This is a genomic window from Natronomonas marina, assembly GCF_024298905.1.
GTDB classification, from domain to species: domain Archaea; phylum Halobacteriota; class Halobacteria; order Halobacteriales; family Haloarculaceae; genus Natronomonas; species Natronomonas marina.
The window spans coordinates 1,922,534-1,939,272 of sequence record NZ_CP101154.1; the positions used below are offsets into that span (position 1 = coordinate 1,922,534).

The window sequence follows — 16,739 nt, forward strand, 5'->3', positions numbered from 1 at the left end:
TCCTATCGGAATAGCCACGACGTTCGCGCTCGACCCGGAGGGCCTATACTGAAAGGTAGTCGACCCGCCGGACGGGACGTGCGGGTCTCCCATCTGTCGGCGATGTCGCCGCCCTCGACGGGGGACGCGCCGACGAGGAGCGGTCAGTCGTACTGTTCACAGACGCGCCGGATTCCCTCGCGGAACTCGATTTCGGGCTCCCAGCCGGTCGCCTCGCGCATCTTCGAGGGGTCGGCGCAGGTGTCGTGAACGTACACCGAGTCGGGAATCGGGTTCTCGACGTACTCGGGGTCGACGTCGGCGCCCAGTTCCTCGTTCAGCAACTCGACGACGGTGTTGAACGAGTAGGCCTCGCCCGTGCCCAGATTGTAGATGCCGTCCAGTTCGTTCTCGGCGGCCCGTTCGAGTCCACGAACGATGTCGTCGACGTGGGTGAAATCGCGGGTCTGGGTGCCGTCGCCGTACAGGACGGGCGCCTCGCCGCTGGCGATGTCGTCGGCGAACTGCGCGATGACGTTCGCGTACTCGCCCTTGTGCGCCTCGGCGCCGCCGTAGCCCTGGTACACCGAGAAGAAGCGCATGCCCGCCATCGTCACGTCGTAGTGGTTCGAGAAGTACTCCGCGTAGCGCTCGCGGGCGAGTTTCGACGCCTCGTAGCCCGTGTTCACGGCGACCGGCATGTCCTCCGGGGAGGGCTCGGTTCGGCTGCCGTAAATCGAGGAGGTCGAGGCGTAGACGACCGTCTCACAGCCGTCCTCGCGGGCCTGTTCGACCGTGTTGACGAACCCCTCGACGTTCACGCGGGCGCCCGTGGCGGGGTCGTCCTCGTGCATCGCATAGGACGACAGCGCCGCCAGGTGAAACAGCACGTCGACGTTCGTGGGGAGGTCCTCTGCGAGGACGCTGGTCTCGTGGTACTCGACGGCGTCGTCGAGATTGTCGGGCGTTCCCAGGTAGCCGTCGTCGACCACCACGACGTCGTTGTCTACGGCCAGTGCGTTGGCGAGGTTCGAGCCGATAAAGCCCGCGCCGCCGGTGACGAGAACGCGCTTTCCCTGCATGTAGGCGGGACTGTCGCGCGAGGGGCCTATCAACTCTCGGGATTCGTCCGGGCCGGTCGAGTCCGCTCGCTCGTCGGCGTCTAGCATCCGCCCGGAACGACGAGGAACTGCCGTGTTCGGTCGGTTACTCTTCGCGCTACCTCGTTCGGGTAGCCGAAACGTACCACGCGTTGTGCGTCGATTGCCGCTATCTCACGTCGGGCGTTCGTCTCTTGGACACTTGGATCGATTGTACTCGACGACGGGGAGAGCAAGATGCCCGGTTAGGCAGGGTGTACACGGAAGTCGGCCGTTGGTTTCCGAAGAGGCGGTGGCGCAGAACTGTTCTCATAGCGTGATGGTTGGGCTGGCGACATCGTTTCCTCGATGGTGATTAGCGAGTGCAACGGCCAATCGAAGGCAAAGAGCGATGAAGACGTGTGCTTTGACGCGTACTCGGCCTCGGACCCGCGGGGTCCCGAGGCCGAGATCCTTGCAGACGCCAATCGCTGTTTCAACCCGTGAGCGTTCTGCATACGTCTCGTCGAGTTGGCGCTGCCAGAGACGAACTGTGTCGCTGTGTGCTTTGATTCGTTCTTCGACGCGGTATTCTATGTCTGGAGGATCGTCTGTATTCCGTGGGTTGTACGGTGATATCGGCACGACTGACTGCTCCAGCAGCCAGTCGTGCCACCCCAGCATATCGAACTCAGAATCACCGAGGAACCAGCGTGGCGTGTCGACGGCGAGCGCGTCACGCGTGACGCGCATCGCCGTCTCCTCATCGACCTTCTTCCCAGGAGTGAACGCCGCTGCAACCGGAATATTGTCTGCTGCAGTGACGACACAGCAACCGTAGCCGTAGTAGTAGGCGTCTTCTGCGTGATCGTAGTTCCAGTCAGCGTCCTCGTCACGGTGATCGACGGGGATGTCTGTGCCGTCGATGCGGAAGAGCTTGCCGAGCGGGACTTGCTCGGCAAGCTCGTGGACTAACTCGATGAATACGTCCTCGGCGACCAGTTCGAAGTCGGTGATGAATCTTGAGAGTGTCCGCCGGGACGGCGGACGCTCGAAGCCACACTGTCGCCAGACGTCCTCGTTGTGGAGTTCCCGTGCCATCGGACGAGGACCGTAGATATCGTGGTAGAAGCAGTGGAGGACACCTTTCAGGAGTTCTGGTGGGTCGTGCACCCGTGTTCGCCCCCTCGGATCGGGGGCGAACACGGGATAGTCGGTGAGAAACGAGACATCGAGGTGTTCGAACAGTGCCGTTGTCTCCGTCTCCAGTGCTTTGAAAACCTGTTCGACCGTATCGTTACTCGGTAGGACGGACTTGCTGCTGGACACATCAATTTCGTCCTACCGCTTCCTTGTGAGGACTTCTGCACCACCGCCTTCCGAAGAAAGTATTCCATCCCCGACCTATAGGAATACTTATGATTGTTCTGCTCCTCTAATATTTGATCATGAGTTCACGAAGACCTACCGGGACCCCGCGTGACGTGCCACACGATACCATCAGTCGCCGCCGCCTCCTCGCGGTAGGGGGCGTCGTCGGGGTCGGGTCGGTTGCTGGGTGTCTGAACCGGGGGGCGTCGGCCGTGACCAACACTGGGGCCTCTCCCGGGGCAGTGTTCGCGGGGCCGAGCGACGCTCGGTCCGACGACGACACCGACAGCAGCTTCGGCCAGTCGTTGAGCGAACCGCGCGTGACTCGACTGACGCCGACGTTGTCCGGTGGGTCCGGGTTGGTATCCGTGGAGGTCGAACTGGAGGCGTGGGTGACTTCGGTGGCGGTTTCGGCGGCGAACTACAACAATTCGCGGAGTAATCGGTCCACAATACGCGCCGTGAATATCCTCGGAGACGACCTCGACGAATCAGACGAGTCGTTCGAGGTCGCGCTGGATCTGGAGGCCCGGCTTCAAGCGGAGACGGAGGCGGCTGTCGCGTCGATCTCGAAGCGGAGTGCGCGGACGGGTCGAAACCCGGAGACTGGCAGGGAAATCACGTCGGATCTGGGTGACATGGACGGGACGCTCTCGGAGCTTCGGTCGGTGCTGGAGCGGTGCCCCGACGAGTCCTGTGTGGCGGCCCTGAAGAACGTTGGTCGCATGGAGGAAGCAGTTCGTCAGGCCAGAAACCACGTCGAGAACGAGGAATGGGAGTCGGCAATCGAAGTTCTGGGCGGGGACAACACGAGTCCGATTTACGAGGGGGATGCGGTTGGGGGTGAGTCCGCGATTCACCGGGGAGCCATCGCTCCCCCGAACGGACCGCTGGCTGCGGAAGAACGCGAGGACCTCGTCGAGTATTTCGATGGAGAGCCGATTATCGGTGAGCGATTCACCGTGTGTGTGCCCGATGCGGAGGTCCCGGGTGGGAACGGAAGTATCTCCGGAGAAGTGACGCCACAGCGGCTCGTCGACTACCTGACGGGCCGGTCTGACGGTGCCGGGCGAGTCTATTCGTGGGGAGACGCTGATTCGGACGGTGATGGGCTGGGGGACTGTGACGACGAGGACGGTGACGTTCGTCCCGGAACACTGTGTGGGACGACGCCCCATTTCGTGGCGGATATATCTGGTCCGATTGCGACGGGCGGGAGTCTCGAGGTCGCTCGGGAGAGTGACGGGATGGTGACGATTATCAACACGCCGCCGGAAACCGACGGCGGACCAGCGACGGTGTGTGCCGCTGTATCCGACGACGACCCCTGTGGACCCGGTGTGTGGGCGCGCACGACGAGGTCGGGGTCGACACCGGGAACGCTCGTCTATCAGGTGTTGGTGCAGCCACCGGAGTGTCCGCATCCGTTCCCTGCGTTGTTGTACACCCAACGGTGTCGGAGCGACGACCAGCTCGTCTACACGGGCGGGTGGGTAATCGACGAGGCGGCGCTCTACGCGGGTTCGTTGACGGTGTTGTCGATGACGACGGAGACGCAGGTGGTTCCCGTTGGGCTCGGCGACGTCGATGGAGATGGACTCGGAGACCTGGTGGAGCGGTCGGTGTCGGGTCCGCGTGCTCTGCGGGGAGCGCGGATAGATTCGGGAACAGTCGGTGCGTTGGTCGAGTCCGGAGTGCTCTCGAGTGGTGGGGCCGAGGGCATTCGGAAGCCGCCCGGGCGCCGGACGTACGGGGATATCGTTCTGAAGCACGTTGCGGTGGACGCGCCGGTACTTCACCTGGTGGGTGCGGCGCGTGCGTCTCGGGACGTGAAGTTCAAGGCGGGTGCGGAGCTCTCGAAGAGCGTGAACTGAGGGGGGCTCCGTTCAGCGGCTCTCGCGCTGGTCCACCTCGTTCGGCTTTGGACTGACGCAACGGATCCCGTGTACCTCGTCGCTTCCGCTCGCATGGCGGACCGATTACCGCTGGAGGCTATCGCCTTCGTCTGGTTATCTACCCGTTCGAGTAGCGACGAGAACGCCCACGGAGCCACTGACGATCTCCACGTCGGTGAGCGTGAAACCTGCATCGGCGAGCAGGTTCGCAACAGTCCCCATCCGCGGGAGTGTCTCGTAGTCGCCACGGGAGTCCGGTGGCCCGAAGAACATCTTGTCGGCAACGACGAGGTGACGGGGATTCAGCGACGAAATGCCCTCGATTGCGGCCCGTAGCTCCACCTTACCGCCCTCGTCGTACGCCATGTAGAGCGCGTAACTTGCGACGACGACATCCACCGCCTCGTCCACGTTCGGTTCCCGAAACGACCCACGGCCGAACGAGACGTTTTCGACGCCGTTCTCCGCTGTCTTCTTTCGGGCGTATCGAAGCCACTCCTCGTGGATGTCTCGACCGAGGACGCGTTCGCACTTCGATGCGAGTTCGAGCGCGACGGTTCCGGTTCCCGTACCTATATCGACCACCGTATCGTCGCGTCCGATCGGTGCGTGTTCGACGATGTACGACACGCACGTCTGGTACGCCTCGTCCGCCGCACTATCTTCGTCGTAGTCCACCGGCGTGTACCCGTGATAGCTGTCCTCCGGTTCGTTCATAGCTACTCAGCAGTAGCCTCGGTGGAAGATAAGGGTTCCAAGAGTTATCGCTGACAGGTCTGCGAAGGAGGGACGCGACGCCGTCTGGATGTCAAACGCTATCGAACATCACGGGTATCGCTACCGACTCTCGCGCTGTTCGACCTTGTTCAGGTCTCGGACTCCCGTTACAGATTTTGTCCATCTTGCTGCTTTCTTCGGAGTGTACTCAGTCATCGTCGGCGGTGTACGCACCACCACGGCGCTTGATTCGAGCAACCACGATGCGTCGTTCGTTCTGACGGAACGTCACGGCGAGCCGGAACCCTCCAACGCGCACTTTCTTCCGTTGACTGTTCTGCAGTGGTTCGCCGTAATCGGGTGGGTCGCGCCACGGCGACTCGACGATTTCGTCGAGTTTGTCGAGAATACGGTCTTGTTCGTGGGGGTCGAGCGCGGCGAGGTCGTTCTGAGCCTTCGATGAGAGTTCCCACGTCCAGTCGCCGTCACTCATCTCCGCCCGTACCGAACTGCTCGCGCGCCTCTTCGGCGCTCATGGTTCGCCCCTTGCGGATATCCTCTTCCGCTTCGAGGAGGGCCACGAGTTCGTCGCGGTCGAACGTCGGGAACTCGATTGCGTCGCGCAGCGTATACCGGATGAACTCGCTCCGACTGTTGAAGCCGCGTCCCTGCCACGTCCCGTCTATCTCGTCGAGAAACGACTGGGTGACTTTGAAGTTCACCGTGACGATTTCGTCCTCTTCGTCGTTTTCGGTGGTTGCTTCAGACATACGCTTGTGTTACTACCGTCTTACCAAGTTTGTTTCGCTGGCAGATACGACTCCTCATGAGAGGAACGAAGCGACGCCAGAATCGCTGGGCTGAAATCATGTCAGTCGTTGCGAGTCGGTGACTATCGAATAATCGTGGGATTCAACCAAAGCGAGAGGATCATATAAATAATCGCAGTAGGGACCCAGTCGTCAAGCTACAGCGCGCTTCCCTAAACAGAGAGATGCGAATCGGTCAATACAGCCCACTTTTTACAGGACCCGGCGGCATAGTCATTCGGGGAAGTTATTGAGGAAAACCGTCTTTTCGATGTAATGACTGGCCGTGAGAAAGAAGTTGTACGCCACCTGAGCGAGGAAGACCTGGATAGACTGCTCACGGAAACTGACGACGTGAAGCAACACGAACGGCTCGTGTTCATCAAACGGCTATACAAGGGAGCGACGCTCGCTGAAGCCGCTGATGACGTTGGGCGATCAGAGGGGACAGCTGACAACTGGGTCGAACGCTGGAATGAAGGAGGACTGGGCAAACTCACGCCGAACTTCGGGGGCGGCAGGCCCCCGAAGCTCGGCGAGGCCGAACAGCAGCGACTGATCGAGCGACTCCGTGAGGGCCAGCCCTGGAAAAAACAGGAGATTCAGCATCTCCTCAACGAGGAATTCAATATCGAGTATCATCCACACTATCTACCGACGTTTCTGGACAACCTCGGCCTCTCGTACGCTATTCCACGGACGAAACGTCCTGATCGACCAGACGACGCCGAAGGGATTCTCGACGAACGCGTCGAGTACGCGTTCGACGAGGATGCCGACGATCAGCCTCACAACAAACGAGAGAAAGATCAAGACGACGAAGACTGGGACCGTGACGAGGATATTCGAACAGATGGTGGCACAGTCATCGGGTTTTTCGACCTGTCACATCCACAGCCGTGGGACAATTCTCAGCGGATGTACACAGTTGATGACCCACACATCACCCGGCCGCTGGTGAAAATCGACACACCAGCGGCCGGGTTCTATGCACTCAACGGTGAGAGTGTACTGTCGTTTCCGCCGAACCAGGAGAAAGAACAGATCTGTGAGTGCTTCGAGACGATCCGCGAGCAGAATCCGCGTACCCGGATTCTGCTCGTTTTAGATAACTTCTCATCTCACATTTGCAAGTACACTCGCAAGCGTGCCCACGAACTAGGAATTGATCTCGTATTCCTTCCGGTTGGATCGCCGCATCTCAATCCAATCGAGCCAGTCTGGAAAAGTCTCAAGTGGGAGTCATCACCGCTGATTGTCGAAGATGAAGACGAGTACCGAACACTCCTTGACGATCTGTTCGAAGAACTGACCGAGCAACTGAGCTTCGCTGCATCGTGGATTGACAATCACCTCAGTGGATTCCTCAATAAGATCCGCTAATCACTAAGCCGCCGGGTCGGCAAAAACGTGGGGAAAATATGCGCGCGTACTCCTTCCGCGACGCCGGGGGCGTCGCGTCAGTCCGTGCGCGCTACGGCGGCGCTTCGCGCCGCCGCGAACCGCCTCGGGGGCCTTCTCCGAAGGCCCCGCTCGGCGGATGCCGGGCTCCGTGTACGTGGCGGGCTCGTTTCAGTTTCCAGGGAGTGAATCAGCCGCTCGATACGCAGACTCGACCGAGCGGCTAGTCAGGGCAATTTAACGTGAAAGAAAGGACTGCACAAAATCGTGTTGTGTGTTACCTAGACTCTCGCTGCTCCACCTTGTTCAGCTCGATGAGCAGCCGGAAGATGGCCTTCACCAGGTTGGCGTCGACGTCGAACTGCTCGGCGTTCTCGCCGGCCCGCTCCATGACCGCCTCCTCCTGGGACTCGTCGGTCGTCGGCATCCCCTGCTGGCGTTTGACCTCGGCGATGCTCTCGGCGACGTAGGTCCGCTGGGCGATTAGCTCGACTATCTCGCGGTCGATGGTCCGTATCTCCGTCCGGAGTTCGTCGAGACCCATCTCCTCGGCGGTGCGGGCGGCTGCTCCACTCTTCCCGCTCGCCCCTTCCGAGGCCTCCCGCTGGTCGGCCTCGCCGCTCGCGGGTCGCTCGCGCTCCCCGATCGCCACGTCCGAGGCCTCACTGCGTTCGGCCTCGCTTTCCTCGCTCACAGCGTCGTCGCTCCCGTGTGTTGTGTCGTTGTCAACCATGTGTGTCCCTCTCGCTTCTCCCAGACGTCGCGCAACTCGACCAGCGTCTCCCGGTCGCCGACGGCGGTGTAACTCGGCCCGGTGCCAGACAGCGACGCCGCCGCTTCGGGCATCGCCTCGACGATGGGGTCGGCCGGGTACCCCAGCGCCGCACAGAAGGCGAAGCCGTTGACGCCCATCGCCCGCTCGTAGTCGCCGTCGGCGGCGAGTTCGTAGACCACGTCGGCGGTCGGCGCGATTCGCTCGCACCGCGCGACGTCGGCGTCCGCTGAGAACGCCCGCTCGTCGGGCGTGTAGACCAGCACGTCCCAGTCGGGTTCGTCCCGCCGGAGCAGGGCGTCTTCGGTGTTGTCCGTGACGGTCACGCCGCCGAGCATCGACGCGGAGGCGTCGTCGAAGGCGCCCGTGACGGTGACGCCGACCTCGCGGGCGGCGTCGACGCCCAGCCGGCAGGCGTCCTCGCGGGCGATCTCGTCGGTCGCGTCCAGCGCCGACAGCGCCGCCAGCACCGCGGCGTTGGCGGCGGCGCTCGAGGACTTCAGTCCCGAGGCCATCGGCACGTCGCTCTCGGTGCGGACGTGGCCGCCTTCACCGTCGCCGAACTGCTCGACGACTACCTCGACGCAACGCTCGATCAGTCGCGTGTCGGCCTCCGGCGCGCCGGCTATCTCGCCGGTCACCTCGCCCGTCTCGTCGAGTTCGACGGTCGCCTCCGTGTGGGCGTCGATGGCGAAGGCGGCGCCGTAGCCGTTCGCCAGGGCGTTCAGCACGGTCCCTGCCGCGGGGGCGGCTGCGCGACCTTCCATCGTCCGCACCTCACCGTGGCGGCTACAAAGCGGTGGCGGTTAGCGCAACGGCTCCGTGACCCGTTGCTCCCGAACCGCGACCGACCGCCTTTTGAGAGCGTCGGTCCTACCGTCGGCCATGCCCCAGCGAAGCGACATCGCCCCCGAGACGCTCCGCGTCTCGCTCGAACCGGAGGGTGTCGAGGTGGAGTACCTCGACGACCGGTCGGTCTTCTACCACGGCGTTCCCGAGAAACGCGAGGGGTCGGTCGTCTGTGGCCCGGGCAAGGACGTGCACGTCCTCGTCACCTCGCCGGACGAACGGGAGGGGGTGATGGTGTACGTCAACGACCGCAACACCCACGACGAGATACTCGAGTCGACGGGCGTCGGCCGCGTCCTACTCGACGGCGGCGAGGAGACGTCGCTGTTCCCCGGCGTCGAGGCGGAGAACCACGGCTACCGAATCGAGGTGACGGCCGACCCCGAGGCCGCCCGCGGGCGCGTGTTCGTCTTCGCCGAGGACGAGATGGGAGAGGCTGCCTACGAGATAGTGGGCAGCGAGGCCGACCAGCGGGAGGTCTCGAACGGGGCGAGCGGGGAGCGCGAGCGACCCGCGAGCGGCGAGGGCGACGGGGAACCCAGCGAAGGGACCGACGAAGGGGGCGAGTGATGCCGCTGCGAAAGCCCTGGAAACCGCTTGAGCGGGCCACCGTCGACTCGGTTCCCGACAGCTACGGCATCTACGAACTCGGCGACGAGGCGGGTAACGTCGTCGCAGTCGAGGCGGGTCCGCTCCGGGACGAACTGAAGGAGGCCATCGCGTACGGCGACGGGTCGCAGGTCCGCTGGGAGGCGACCCCGAACCGCACCGCGGCCGAGCGACTCCTCGAAGAACACAGAGAGCGGCTGTAGCCGGGACTCAGTTGCCCGCCGGCGAGCGGGCGCCGCAGGCCTCACACCGCAGTACCTTCGCGCCGTTCTCCGTCTCCAGTCGCGTGTCCGGCAGCCCGCACTCCGAACAGAGGACGTAGGCGTCGGCGTACTCCTCCATGGCCTCCCGGACACGACTCGTGCGGAACTCGCCCGTCAGCCGGAGACGGCCCCGCTCGTCGATGTTCGCGCTGGTGCCGAGCTCGTTTTGGAGGTACTTCATGACGTGGGTGTCCTCGCGGTCCAGCGTGTCCAGCGTCGACTGGAAGTTCTCGTAGACCGTGACGTTGCCCTCCTGTCGGACGTTCGGCTCCGGGAGCGAGAACCGACTCTCCGAGCCCTCGATGTCCGGTGACGACTCGATCGCACGGTCGAGTTGCTCCTCGTAATCCATACCAGGCCGTTGGTAAGCGGACAGCAAAAACCTTTCAGCCACCGCGACGGTCACGCTCATCCCGAATCTCATGATAACGTGTGTCAGGGGCCGTCTACCGCAGGTACGTGTTAACCAGTGTCAGGATAGTTCTATAAGCCCCGAGTTGTTACGCGAAGGTGACCATGAAGAAGCAGGAGCTCATTCATCTCCACGGCCTGCTTGCAGAGGTTTGCGAGCATTACGAGCAGATGGCGGAGTGCGAGGTAGAGCACGCCAAGTACACCGAACTCGGTATTCGACCGACATCGATCCACAAATCGAAGACCGACCACAAGGCGGCTGTTTTTGCGCTGGCCGACGGGATCACCGAAGAGATGGAACGCGAAGCCGAGGCTCCGGTCTCGGCCGCTGCCGACTGATAGCGGACGGACGAACGGTTCTCACGGACGCGACGTTTCCAGCGTCAGCTACTCGTCCATCAGATCCTCGAACTCCGGCAGAACCTCCTCGTCGTCCTGGCTCTCGGTCGCCTCCGGCTCGTCGACGGCGTCCCCGTCGTCGTCCTCTTCTTCGAGCACTTCGACCTCGACCACCTCCAGCGGGATGTTCGTGAGCCGCTGGCCGATCTCCTTGCGGGCCACCCGCGAGGCGTGTTCGTCGCGCTCGACGTTGAAGACGGTCATCTCGAGTTCGAGGGCGACCAGCCCCTCGTCGGCGGCGATAAAGGCCGGCTCCCGTTCGTCGCCGCAGTTCGGACAGGTCCGCTCGCCCATGTTGATCTCGACGTAGTTGAGGTCGGGGTTGAGCATCTCACCGGTCTTCGAAATCGCGATGCGGACGGCTTCGTCGGCCGTCTCGACGTCGTACACGGGAACGGCAGCCTCTACGACGACCCGGCAGTCCATGGTAAGACATTGCAATCCTATCGCAAAGAAGGTTCGCCCCACCGGTCGAACGCCGCTGACACCGCCCCGATGTCCCGGCCGCCCCGGACTCGAAAGGCCGAAGCCCCGCGCCCGCATGGGACCGGTATGGACACGGGGAGTCGTGCGGTCGCGGCGCTCGACGGCGGGTTCGACCTACAGGCGACCGTCGAGAGCGGGCAGTCCTACCTGTGGCGGCGGGCCGACGGCCGCATGTACGAGACGGCCGACGCCGCCGGCGGCGACGCCTGGTACCACACCGTCCTGCCGTCGACGGCGACGGAAACCAACGAACCCGAGGTGCTCCGGGTCCGGCAACGCGACGGCCGAATCGAGTGGGCAGCCTCGACGCCGAACGCCTACGCCCGACTCGAGGAGCTACTCCGCCTCGACGACGACCTCGACGCCATCGTCGCCGCGACCCCCTCCGACCCGCTCCTGGAGCGCGCCTACGACGCCTACGGGGGAATGCGACTGGTCCGGGACCCGCCCTTCCCCTCGCTGATCTCCTTCATCTGCTCGGCACAGATGCGGGTCGCCCGCATCCACGGCATGCAGGTCGCCCTGGCGGACCGCTACGGTGAGCGCGTCGAGTTCGACGGCGAATCCTACGCCGCGTTCCCGACGCCCGACCGCCTGGCGGCGGCCACCGAGTCGGAACTCCGTGACCTCTCGCTGGGCTACCGGGCGCCGTACGTCAAGCGGACCGCCGAGATGGTCGCCGGCGGCGAGGCCCGCCCCGGGGAGGCCCGCGGCCTCGACTACGAGGACGCCCGGGCGTCGCTCACCCGGTTCGTCGGCGTCGGCCAGAAGGTCGCCGACTGCGTGCTGCTGTTCTCGCTTGGCTACCTGCAGGCGGTCCCGCTGGACACCTGGATCCGGACCGCAATCGAGGAGCACTACCCCGACTGCGAGCGCGGGGGGTACGAGGCCACTTCACGGGCGATACGCGAGCGGTTCGGCGGCGAGTACGCCGGCTACGCACAGACGTACGTGTTCCACTACCTCCGCGAGTCCTGACCCGCCCGCTCGCGGGCGGTTTCGAGCCGGTCGAGCACCCGGCTCCGGGGCGTCCCGCCGATGGTCCGGACGAACTCGACGTAGCGCTCCAGGACCGAAACCTCGGCAGCCTCGCGGCCCGCCTCCCGGTAGAGGTCCGCGAGCGCCTCGTAGTGGGCCGGTGGCACGTCCATGAAGTACTCGGCGGCGGCCTCGGCCTCCGCGTAGTCGAGACACCACTCGAAGAGTGCCTCCGCCCGCTCCGGCCGGCCGTTGTCCCGGTGGCGTCGGGCGGCCGACGCCGCCTCGGTGTGGTGGGTGTAGGGGAACTCGGCCGCACGGTCCCACCCGCCGACCGACCCTCGCCGCACCGCCTCGACGTTCGGCGTCAGCGCCGCCCTGAGCGTCTCCAGCATCCGGCGACCGTTGGAACGGGAGCATCAAAAGCCGACCGTTCGGCCCTGCTCCCGGACGGCCCGGCGGAACCGACCCTTTAGAGCCTTCGTCCACAACCGCCGTCCATGGGCGAGCGAACTCGCGCACACGTTTTCGTCTCCGGGACGGTACAGGGCGTCTACTACCGCGCGAACACCCGCGATACGGCCCGTGAGAAGGGCGTCGACGGCTGGGTCCGGAACCTCGACGACGGCCGCGTCGAGGCCGTCTTCGAGGGCGATGCGGCGGCCGTCGAGGCGATGGTCGAGTGGTGTCACACCGGCAGCCAGCGGGCCGTCGTCGAGGACGTCGAGGTGGAGTACACGGACCCCAAGGGCGAATCGGGCTTCGAGATACGGTACTGAACCGCGGCCGCGGTCCGGCGTGGTCCGACAGGAACCATTAACGGCTCGCCGGCCGAACCCGCGGCCATGATATCGAGCGAGGAGATGGCCGTCGTCGACGCGAACGCGGCCGCGCTCGGCGTCCCCCGCAAGCAGTTGATGGAGTCGTCGGGCAACGCCGTCGCCCGGGTCGTCCGCGAGGTGGCCGACCCGGGTGACGCCGTGGCGCTGGTCTGCGGTCGGGGCAACAACGGCGGCGACGCCTTCGTGACCGCCCGCTTCCTCTCGGCGTTCGACGTCACCGTCCACCTACTGGGACGCGCGGAGACCATCTCGACGACCATCGCACGCGAGAACTGGGACGCACTGCAGTCGGCCGAACTGGACGCCCGCGAGGTGACCGACTCGGCGGCGCTCTCGCTCGGCGACCCCGACGTCGTGGTCGACGCCATGCTCGGCACCGGCGTGACGGGCGCGCTCCGGGAACCCGAAGCGACCGCCGCCCGGACGATGAACGACGTGGACGCCACCGTCGTCTCCGTGGACGTCCCCTCGGGCGTCGACGCCGATACGGGCGAGGCGGCCGGCGTCGCCGTCGATGCCGACCACGTCGTCACCTTCCACGACGAGAAACCGGGGCTGGAGTCCGTCGACGCCGCGGTGACCGTCGCAGACATCGGCATCCCGGCGGCCGCCGAGCGGTTCGTCGAACGGGGCGACCTGCTACGGCTCTCGCGGGACCCGACCGCACACAAGGGCGACTTCGGCGAGGTCCGGGTCGTCGGCGGCGGTCCCTACACCGGCGCGCCAGCGCTCACCGCGCAGGCCGCGCTCCGGGCCGGCGCCGACCTCGCGTACGTCTCCTGTCCCGAGGGCGTCGCCGGCGAGGTGCAGGGGTACAGCGAGAACCTCATCGTCGACCCGCTTTCGGGCGACCGACTCGCGCCGAACCACGTCGAGGGCCTGCTCGCGGCCGCCGGGGACGCCGACTGCGTCGTCCTCGGCCCGGGCCTCGGCGACCACGAGGGAACGCTCGCCGCCGTCCGCGAGTTCCTCGCCGGCTTCGACGGCACGGCCGTCGTCGACGCCGACGCGCTGCAGGTCGTCCCCGACGTCGACACCGACGCGACCCTGCTGTGTACGCCCCACCAGGGCGAACTCCGGAAGATGGGCGGCGAGACGGCCGACGACCCCGGCGAGCGGGCCGCCCTCGTCGAGGCCTTCGCCGCCGACCTGGGCGCGACGCTGCTGGTCAAGGGCGCCTACGACGTCGTCTCCGACGGCGAGACCACGCGGCTCAACCGGACCGGCAACCCCGGCATGACCGTCGGCGGGACCGGCGACGTCCTCGCGGGTGTCGGCGGGGCGATGGCCTGCGTCCTCGACCCGGCCGGGGCGGGCGCCGTGGCCGCCTACGCCAACGGCCGCGCGGGCGACCTCGTCGTCGAGGAGTACGGCTACGGCCTCACGGCGACCGACCTGCTGGAGGCGGTCCCGCGGGCGCTGTGGCCCGACGACTGACCGCGGCGCCGCAGGTTTCTTCGCCGTCCCGCCGAGAGAGGCGAGTATGAGCGACGAGTCGGACCTCACCCACGTCACCGACGACGGTGACGCCCGGATGGTCGACGTCGGGAACAAGCCGGTCACGGAGCGGCGCGCGGTCGCCCGCGGCGAGATACGGCTCCGCCCCTCGACGGTCGAGGCGATAGCGGAAAACGGCATCGAGAAGGGCGACGTCCTCGCCGTCGCGCGGGTCGGCGCCATCCAGGCCGTCAAGCACACCTGGGAGTCGGTGCCGATGTGCCACCAGATTCCCGTCACGAACGTCGATGTCGACTTTTCGGTCGGCGACGACCGGGTCGGAATCGAGGTGGCCGTCGAGACCACCGGCACGACCGGGTGCGAGATGGAGGCCCTGGAGGGCGTCACGACCGGCCTGAATGTCGTCTGGGACATGGTCAAGGCCGCCGAGAAGGACGAAAACGGACAGTACCCCGAGACCCGCATCACCGACGTGGCGGTCGTCTCGAAGGAAAAGAGAGACCCCTGACGGTCGAGGGCGGACGACGCGGCCGAATTTGGGACGGAACACGGCCTAGCGTTTTACGTCACGGCGTGAATCCCGGACCATGGCCGAGGGAATCCACCTGCCGACCGCCGCGGGCACCCTCGTCGGACTCGCCGGCGCCATGCACGTCGCCGTCGGCGTCGACGCCCTGGCGACCGAGGTGACGCCGCTTTCGCTGCTTCTGGTCGCGTGGGGCGCGGTCGCGCTGGCCGGCGTCGCGGCGACCGGTCTCGGCGCCGTCTCCCGCCGGACCGCCTACCTCGGCGGAATCGCGCTCCTTCTCGTCTCGCTGGTCGCCTACGTCGACGTCTACGCGCTGGGGCTCTCCGAGTCCGCACTCGGACTCGACTGGCAGCCGCCGGAGGCGAGTCACTCCCACGGCGAGGCGGCCGGCGGCCACACCCACGGCTGGGACACGGAGAGTACGGAACCGACCTTCCTCGAACGGCTGGCGTCGGGCCACTTCGCGCTGCCGTCGAAAATCGTCGAACTCGTCGCGCTCGGACTGCTGGCGGCGCTTCTCGTCCGGGACTCCGGCGACGCTACTCCGCGGGCGCGACGGTGAGGTCGCTGGCCTTCGCTCTGGCCTGCTCGACGACCGCTGGCCGGGCCTCGAAGTCGATGGTGACCTGCTCCCCGTAGTCGACGTCCTCGACCGCGGCGTGGTCGTGGACCCACGAGACGAAGCTCATCGTGTCGTCGGTCATCGGGACGACAAGCCGCTCGCGGCGCCAGTCGGGCAACTCGCGGTCGATGCGCTCCCGGAGCGCGTCGACGGCGTCGCCCTCCTTCGCGCTGATGGCGACGGGGTTCGGCGCCAGCGCCGACAGCGCCTCCCGCTTGCGCTCCAGTTCCTCGTCGTCGACGGCGTCGATTTTGTTGAGGACGGTGACGATGGGCGCCTCGTTGCGCTCGTAGAGCGTGTCGTGACACGTCACCAGTTTCTCGCGTATCTCCTCGATGGGGTCGGAGACGTCGACGACCAGGAGAACGAGGTCGGCCCGGTACACCTCCGAGAGCGTCGACTTGAACGACTCGACGAGCCAGTGAGGCAAATCGGAGATGAACCCGACGGTGTCGGTCACGAGCACGTTCCGGCGGTCGAACGCCGCCCGGCGGGTGGTCGTCCCGAGCGTGGTGAACAGCCGGTCTTCGGACTCGGCCGTCGAGTCGAGGTCCGGATGCAGTCCCTCGTTCTCGTCGATGTCGACGTCTTCGGCCAGGCGGCGCAGCAGCGTCGACTTGCCGGCGTTGGTGTAGCCGGCCAGCGCCACGAGGTCGAACCCCGACTCCCGGCGCTGCTCGCGGCGGTGCTGTTCGGTCTCCTCGATGCGTTCCAGTTCGTCGCTGATGCGGCTTATCTGGGCCTTGATGTCCCGCTCGCGGGACTCGTCGTACTCGCCCAGCCCCATGAACCCCGGGCGCTCGTCCCGCTTGGCGAGCGATGCCTTCGCCTCCGCCCGCGGGAGTTCGTACCGGAGTTCGGCCAGTTCGACCTGTAACTGGGCCTTCTTCGTCCGGGCGCGCTGCCCGAAGATGTCGAGGATGAGCCGGAACCGGTCGACCACCTCGACGCCCGTCGGTAGCTTCGTCCCCAGGTTGTAGGTCTGGTAGGGACCGAGCCGGTTGTCGAATATCACGGCCGTCGCGTCCGTCGCGGCGACGCGGTCGGCCAGCTCGGCAACCTTGCCCTCCCCGAGACAGAGCGCGGGATCCTCCGTCCGCGTCTGCGTCACCTCGCCGGCGACGGTGTAGCCGGCCGCCCGCGCCAGATCACGTATCTCCTCGGTGTCCGGGTGGCCGTCGTCGACCCGTTTGGCGACGACCGCCCTGCCGTTTGTCCCTGTCACTCGTCGTCGACTAGGCGGTCGGGATATTTAAGCGTCGGGCAA

General features: G+C 65.6%; 21 protein-coding genes. 10 read left to right on the forward strand and 11 right to left on the reverse strand.

The window, feature by feature from the left end; all coding sequences use genetic code 11:
• Nucleotides 1-143 precede the first annotated feature (143 nt).
• Both NLF94_RS10315 and NLF94_RS10320 read right to left on the reverse strand, forming a co-directional pair.
• Entirely contained in the window at nucleotides 144-1,061 is a 918-nt protein-coding gene (locus tag NLF94_RS10315) for an NAD-dependent epimerase/dehydratase family protein (RefSeq protein WP_254841415.1), read from the reverse strand.
• A gap of 327 nt (nucleotides 1,062-1,388) precedes the next feature.
• Nucleotides 1,389-2,387, reverse strand: coding sequence for a transposase (locus NLF94_RS10320; protein ID WP_254837543.1), 999 nt, complete (start codon nucleotides 2,385-2,387; stop codon nucleotides 1,389-1,391).
• Nucleotides 2,388-2,506: 119 nt separating this feature from the next.
• Here NLF94_RS10320 and NLF94_RS10325 point away from each other — a divergent pair, with 119 nt between their 5' ends.
• Nucleotides 2,507-4,303: an HU family DNA-binding protein gene (locus tag NLF94_RS10325; RefSeq protein WP_254837544.1), complete on the forward strand. Its 1,797-nt coding sequence runs from the start codon at nucleotides 2,507-2,509 to the stop codon at nucleotides 4,301-4,303.
• Between the two features lie 135 nt (nucleotides 4,304-4,438).
• Here the strand turns inward: NLF94_RS10325 and NLF94_RS10330 are convergent, their stop codons facing one another.
• From NLF94_RS10330 to NLF94_RS10340, 3 genes are all read right to left on the reverse strand, one after another.
• Nucleotides 4,439-5,041, reverse strand: a complete 603-nt coding sequence (locus tag NLF94_RS10330) for a class I SAM-dependent methyltransferase (RefSeq protein ID WP_254837545.1) — start codon at nucleotides 5,039-5,041, stop codon at nucleotides 4,439-4,441.
• A 208-nt stretch (nucleotides 5,042-5,249) separates the two neighbouring features.
• Complete coding sequence (locus tag NLF94_RS10335) at nucleotides 5,250-5,534, reverse strand: type II toxin-antitoxin system RelE family toxin (RefSeq protein WP_254837546.1); 285 nt, start codon at nucleotides 5,532-5,534, stop codon at nucleotides 5,250-5,252.
• Complete coding sequence (locus NLF94_RS10340; protein WP_254837547.1) at nucleotides 5,527-5,811, reverse strand: ribbon-helix-helix domain-containing protein; 285 nt, start codon at nucleotides 5,809-5,811, stop codon at nucleotides 5,527-5,529. Before NLF94_RS10340 ends, NLF94_RS10335 begins: the two co-directional genes overlap by 8 nt.
• Nucleotides 5,812-6,126: 315 nt before the next feature.
• On the opposite strand from NLF94_RS10340, the gene NLF94_RS10345 reads away from it, so the two are divergent.
• Entirely contained in the window at nucleotides 6,127-7,233 is a 1,107-nt protein-coding gene (locus NLF94_RS10345; protein ID WP_254837548.1) for an IS630 family transposase, read from the forward strand.
• Between the two features lie 295 nt (nucleotides 7,234-7,528).
• Here the strand turns inward: NLF94_RS10345 and NLF94_RS10350 are convergent, their stop codons facing one another.
• Together NLF94_RS10350 and NLF94_RS10355 are read right to left on the reverse strand one after the other, a co-directional pair.
• Nucleotides 7,529-7,795: a chorismate mutase gene (locus tag NLF94_RS10350; protein ID WP_254841416.1), complete on the reverse strand. Its 267-nt coding sequence runs from the start codon at nucleotides 7,793-7,795 to the stop codon at nucleotides 7,529-7,531.
• 146 nt (nucleotides 7,796-7,941) lie between these two features.
• The gene (locus tag NLF94_RS10355) at nucleotides 7,942-8,790 is read right to left on the reverse strand and encodes a shikimate kinase (protein ID WP_254837549.1); all 849 of its coding nucleotides are present in this window, start codon (nucleotides 8,788-8,790) and stop codon (nucleotides 7,942-7,944) included.
• A gap of 118 nt (nucleotides 8,791-8,908) precedes the next feature.
• Between NLF94_RS10355 and NLF94_RS10360 the strand changes: the two genes are divergently transcribed.
• A complete protein-coding gene (locus tag NLF94_RS10360) occupies nucleotides 8,909-9,442 on the forward strand; it encodes a DUF5796 family protein (protein WP_350355823.1) in 534 nt (177 codons plus the stop codon).
• Nucleotides 9,442-9,684 (forward strand): DUF7508 domain-containing protein, encoded by a 243-nt coding sequence (locus tag NLF94_RS10365; RefSeq protein ID WP_254837550.1) that lies wholly within the window; start codon nucleotides 9,442-9,444, stop codon nucleotides 9,682-9,684. Before NLF94_RS10360 ends, NLF94_RS10365 begins: the two co-directional genes overlap by 1 nt.
• A 7-nt stretch (nucleotides 9,685-9,691) precedes the next feature.
• Here the strand turns inward: NLF94_RS10365 and NLF94_RS10370 are convergent, their stop codons facing one another.
• Complete coding sequence (locus NLF94_RS10370; RefSeq protein WP_254837551.1) at nucleotides 9,692-10,096, reverse strand: translation initiation factor IF-2 subunit beta; 405 nt, start codon at nucleotides 10,094-10,096, stop codon at nucleotides 9,692-9,694.
• Nucleotides 10,097-10,260: 164 nt separating this feature from the next.
• Between NLF94_RS10370 and NLF94_RS10375 the strand changes: the two genes are divergently transcribed.
• Nucleotides 10,261-10,497, forward strand: coding sequence for a UPF0058 family protein (locus tag NLF94_RS10375; protein WP_254837552.1), 237 nt, complete (start codon nucleotides 10,261-10,263; stop codon nucleotides 10,495-10,497).
• Between the two features lie 48 nt (nucleotides 10,498-10,545).
• Here the strand turns inward: NLF94_RS10375 and NLF94_RS10380 are convergent, their stop codons facing one another.
• Nucleotides 10,546-10,983 (reverse strand): DUF555 domain-containing protein, encoded by a 438-nt coding sequence (locus NLF94_RS10380; RefSeq protein ID WP_254837553.1) that lies wholly within the window; start codon nucleotides 10,981-10,983, stop codon nucleotides 10,546-10,548.
• Between the two features lie 126 nt (nucleotides 10,984-11,109).
• Between NLF94_RS10380 and NLF94_RS10385 the strand changes: the two genes are divergently transcribed.
• Nucleotides 11,110-12,021 (forward strand): DNA-3-methyladenine glycosylase family protein, encoded by a 912-nt coding sequence (locus NLF94_RS10385; protein WP_254837554.1) that lies wholly within the window; start codon nucleotides 11,110-11,112, stop codon nucleotides 12,019-12,021.
• Here the strand turns inward: NLF94_RS10385 and NLF94_RS10390 are convergent.
• On the reverse strand, nucleotides 12,003-12,416 hold the full coding sequence (locus NLF94_RS10390; protein ID WP_254837555.1) for a hypothetical protein: 414 nt from the start codon (nucleotides 12,414-12,416) through the stop codon (nucleotides 12,003-12,005). The genes NLF94_RS10385 and NLF94_RS10390 overlap by 19 nt on opposite strands.
• Nucleotides 12,417-12,521: 105 nt before the next feature.
• On the opposite strand from NLF94_RS10390, the gene NLF94_RS10395 reads away from it, so the two are divergent.
• The 4 genes from NLF94_RS10395 (at nucleotide 12,522) to NLF94_RS10410 (ending at nucleotide 15,412) form a co-directional block, all read left to right on the forward strand.
• Nucleotides 12,522-12,800 (forward strand): acylphosphatase, encoded by a 279-nt coding sequence (locus NLF94_RS10395; protein WP_254837556.1) that lies wholly within the window; start codon nucleotides 12,522-12,524, stop codon nucleotides 12,798-12,800.
• 66 nt (nucleotides 12,801-12,866) lie between these two features.
• The gene (locus NLF94_RS10400; protein WP_254837557.1) at nucleotides 12,867-14,300 is read left to right on the forward strand and encodes an NAD(P)H-hydrate dehydratase; all 1,434 of its coding nucleotides are present in this window, start codon (nucleotides 12,867-12,869) and stop codon (nucleotides 14,298-14,300) included.
• A 46-nt stretch (nucleotides 14,301-14,346) separates the two neighbouring features.
• The gene (moaC, locus tag NLF94_RS10405) at nucleotides 14,347-14,829 is read left to right on the forward strand and encodes a cyclic pyranopterin monophosphate synthase MoaC (RefSeq protein ID WP_254837558.1); all 483 of its coding nucleotides are present in this window, start codon (nucleotides 14,347-14,349) and stop codon (nucleotides 14,827-14,829) included.
• Nucleotides 14,830-14,908: 79 nt separating this feature from the next.
• Nucleotides 14,909-15,412, forward strand: coding sequence for a hypothetical protein (locus NLF94_RS10410; protein ID WP_254837559.1), 504 nt, complete (start codon nucleotides 14,909-14,911; stop codon nucleotides 15,410-15,412).
• On the opposite strand, the gene hflX is transcribed toward NLF94_RS10410, so the two are convergent.
• A complete protein-coding gene (gene hflX, locus NLF94_RS10415) occupies nucleotides 15,390-16,697 on the reverse strand; it encodes a GTPase HflX (RefSeq protein ID WP_254837560.1) in 1,308 nt (435 codons plus the stop codon). The genes NLF94_RS10410 and hflX overlap by 23 nt on opposite strands.
• Nucleotides 16,698-16,739 lie beyond the last annotated feature (42 nt).

What these genes read in the sequence shown, in the direction of transcription:
- NLF94_RS10330 (WP_254837545.1), bottom strand. Translation starts at nt 5,041, where the DNA reads ATGAACGAACCGGAGGACAGCTATCACGGGTACACGCCGGTGGACTAC.
- NLF94_RS10345 (WP_254837548.1), top strand. Translation starts at nt 6,127, where the DNA reads ATGACTGGCCGTGAGAAAGAAGTTGTACGCCACCTGAGCGAGGAAGAC.
- NLF94_RS10375 (WP_254837552.1), top strand. Translation starts at nt 10,261, where the DNA reads ATGAAGAAGCAGGAGCTCATTCATCTCCACGGCCTGCTTGCAGAGGTT.
- NLF94_RS10340 (WP_254837547.1), bottom strand. Translation starts at nt 5,811, where the DNA reads ATGTCTGAAGCAACCACCGAAAACGACGAAGAGGACGAAATCGTCACG.
- NLF94_RS10325 (WP_254837544.1), top strand. Translation starts at nt 2,507, where the DNA reads ATGAGTTCACGAAGACCTACCGGGACCCCGCGTGACGTGCCACACGAT.
- NLF94_RS10385 (WP_254837554.1), top strand. Translation starts at nt 11,110, where the DNA reads ATGGACACGGGGAGTCGTGCGGTCGCGGCGCTCGACGGCGGGTTCGAC.
- NLF94_RS10400 (WP_254837557.1), top strand. Translation starts at nt 12,867, where the DNA reads ATGATATCGAGCGAGGAGATGGCCGTCGTCGACGCGAACGCGGCCGCG.
- moaC (WP_254837558.1), top strand. Translation starts at nt 14,347, where the DNA reads ATGAGCGACGAGTCGGACCTCACCCACGTCACCGACGACGGTGACGCC.
- NLF94_RS10390 (WP_254837555.1), bottom strand. Translation starts at nt 12,416, where the DNA reads ATGCTGGAGACGCTCAGGGCGGCGCTGACGCCGAACGTCGAGGCGGTG.
- NLF94_RS10355 (WP_254837549.1), bottom strand. Translation starts at nt 8,790, where the DNA reads ATGGAAGGTCGCGCAGCCGCCCCCGCGGCAGGGACCGTGCTGAACGCC.
- NLF94_RS10380 (WP_254837553.1), bottom strand. Translation starts at nt 10,983, where the DNA reads ATGGACTGCCGGGTCGTCGTAGAGGCTGCCGTTCCCGTGTACGACGTC.
- NLF94_RS10360 (WP_350355823.1), top strand. Translation starts at nt 8,909, where the DNA reads ATGCCCCAGCGAAGCGACATCGCCCCCGAGACGCTCCGCGTCTCGCTC.
- NLF94_RS10315 (WP_254841415.1), bottom strand. Translation starts at nt 1,061, where the DNA reads ATGCAGGGAAAGCGCGTTCTCGTCACCGGCGGCGCGGGCTTTATCGGC.
- NLF94_RS10410 (WP_254837559.1), top strand. Translation starts at nt 14,909, where the DNA reads ATGGCCGAGGGAATCCACCTGCCGACCGCCGCGGGCACCCTCGTCGGA.
- NLF94_RS10365 (WP_254837550.1), top strand. Translation starts at nt 9,442, where the DNA reads ATGCCGCTGCGAAAGCCCTGGAAACCGCTTGAGCGGGCCACCGTCGAC.
- NLF94_RS10335 (WP_254837546.1), bottom strand. Translation starts at nt 5,534, where the DNA reads ATGAGTGACGGCGACTGGACGTGGGAACTCTCATCGAAGGCTCAGAAC.
- NLF94_RS10350 (WP_254841416.1), bottom strand. Translation starts at nt 7,795, where the DNA reads ATGGGTCTCGACGAACTCCGGACGGAGATACGGACCATCGACCGCGAG.
- NLF94_RS10370 (WP_254837551.1), bottom strand. Translation starts at nt 10,096, where the DNA reads ATGGATTACGAGGAGCAACTCGACCGTGCGATCGAGTCGTCACCGGAC.
- NLF94_RS10395 (WP_254837556.1), top strand. Translation starts at nt 12,522, where the DNA reads ATGGGCGAGCGAACTCGCGCACACGTTTTCGTCTCCGGGACGGTACAG.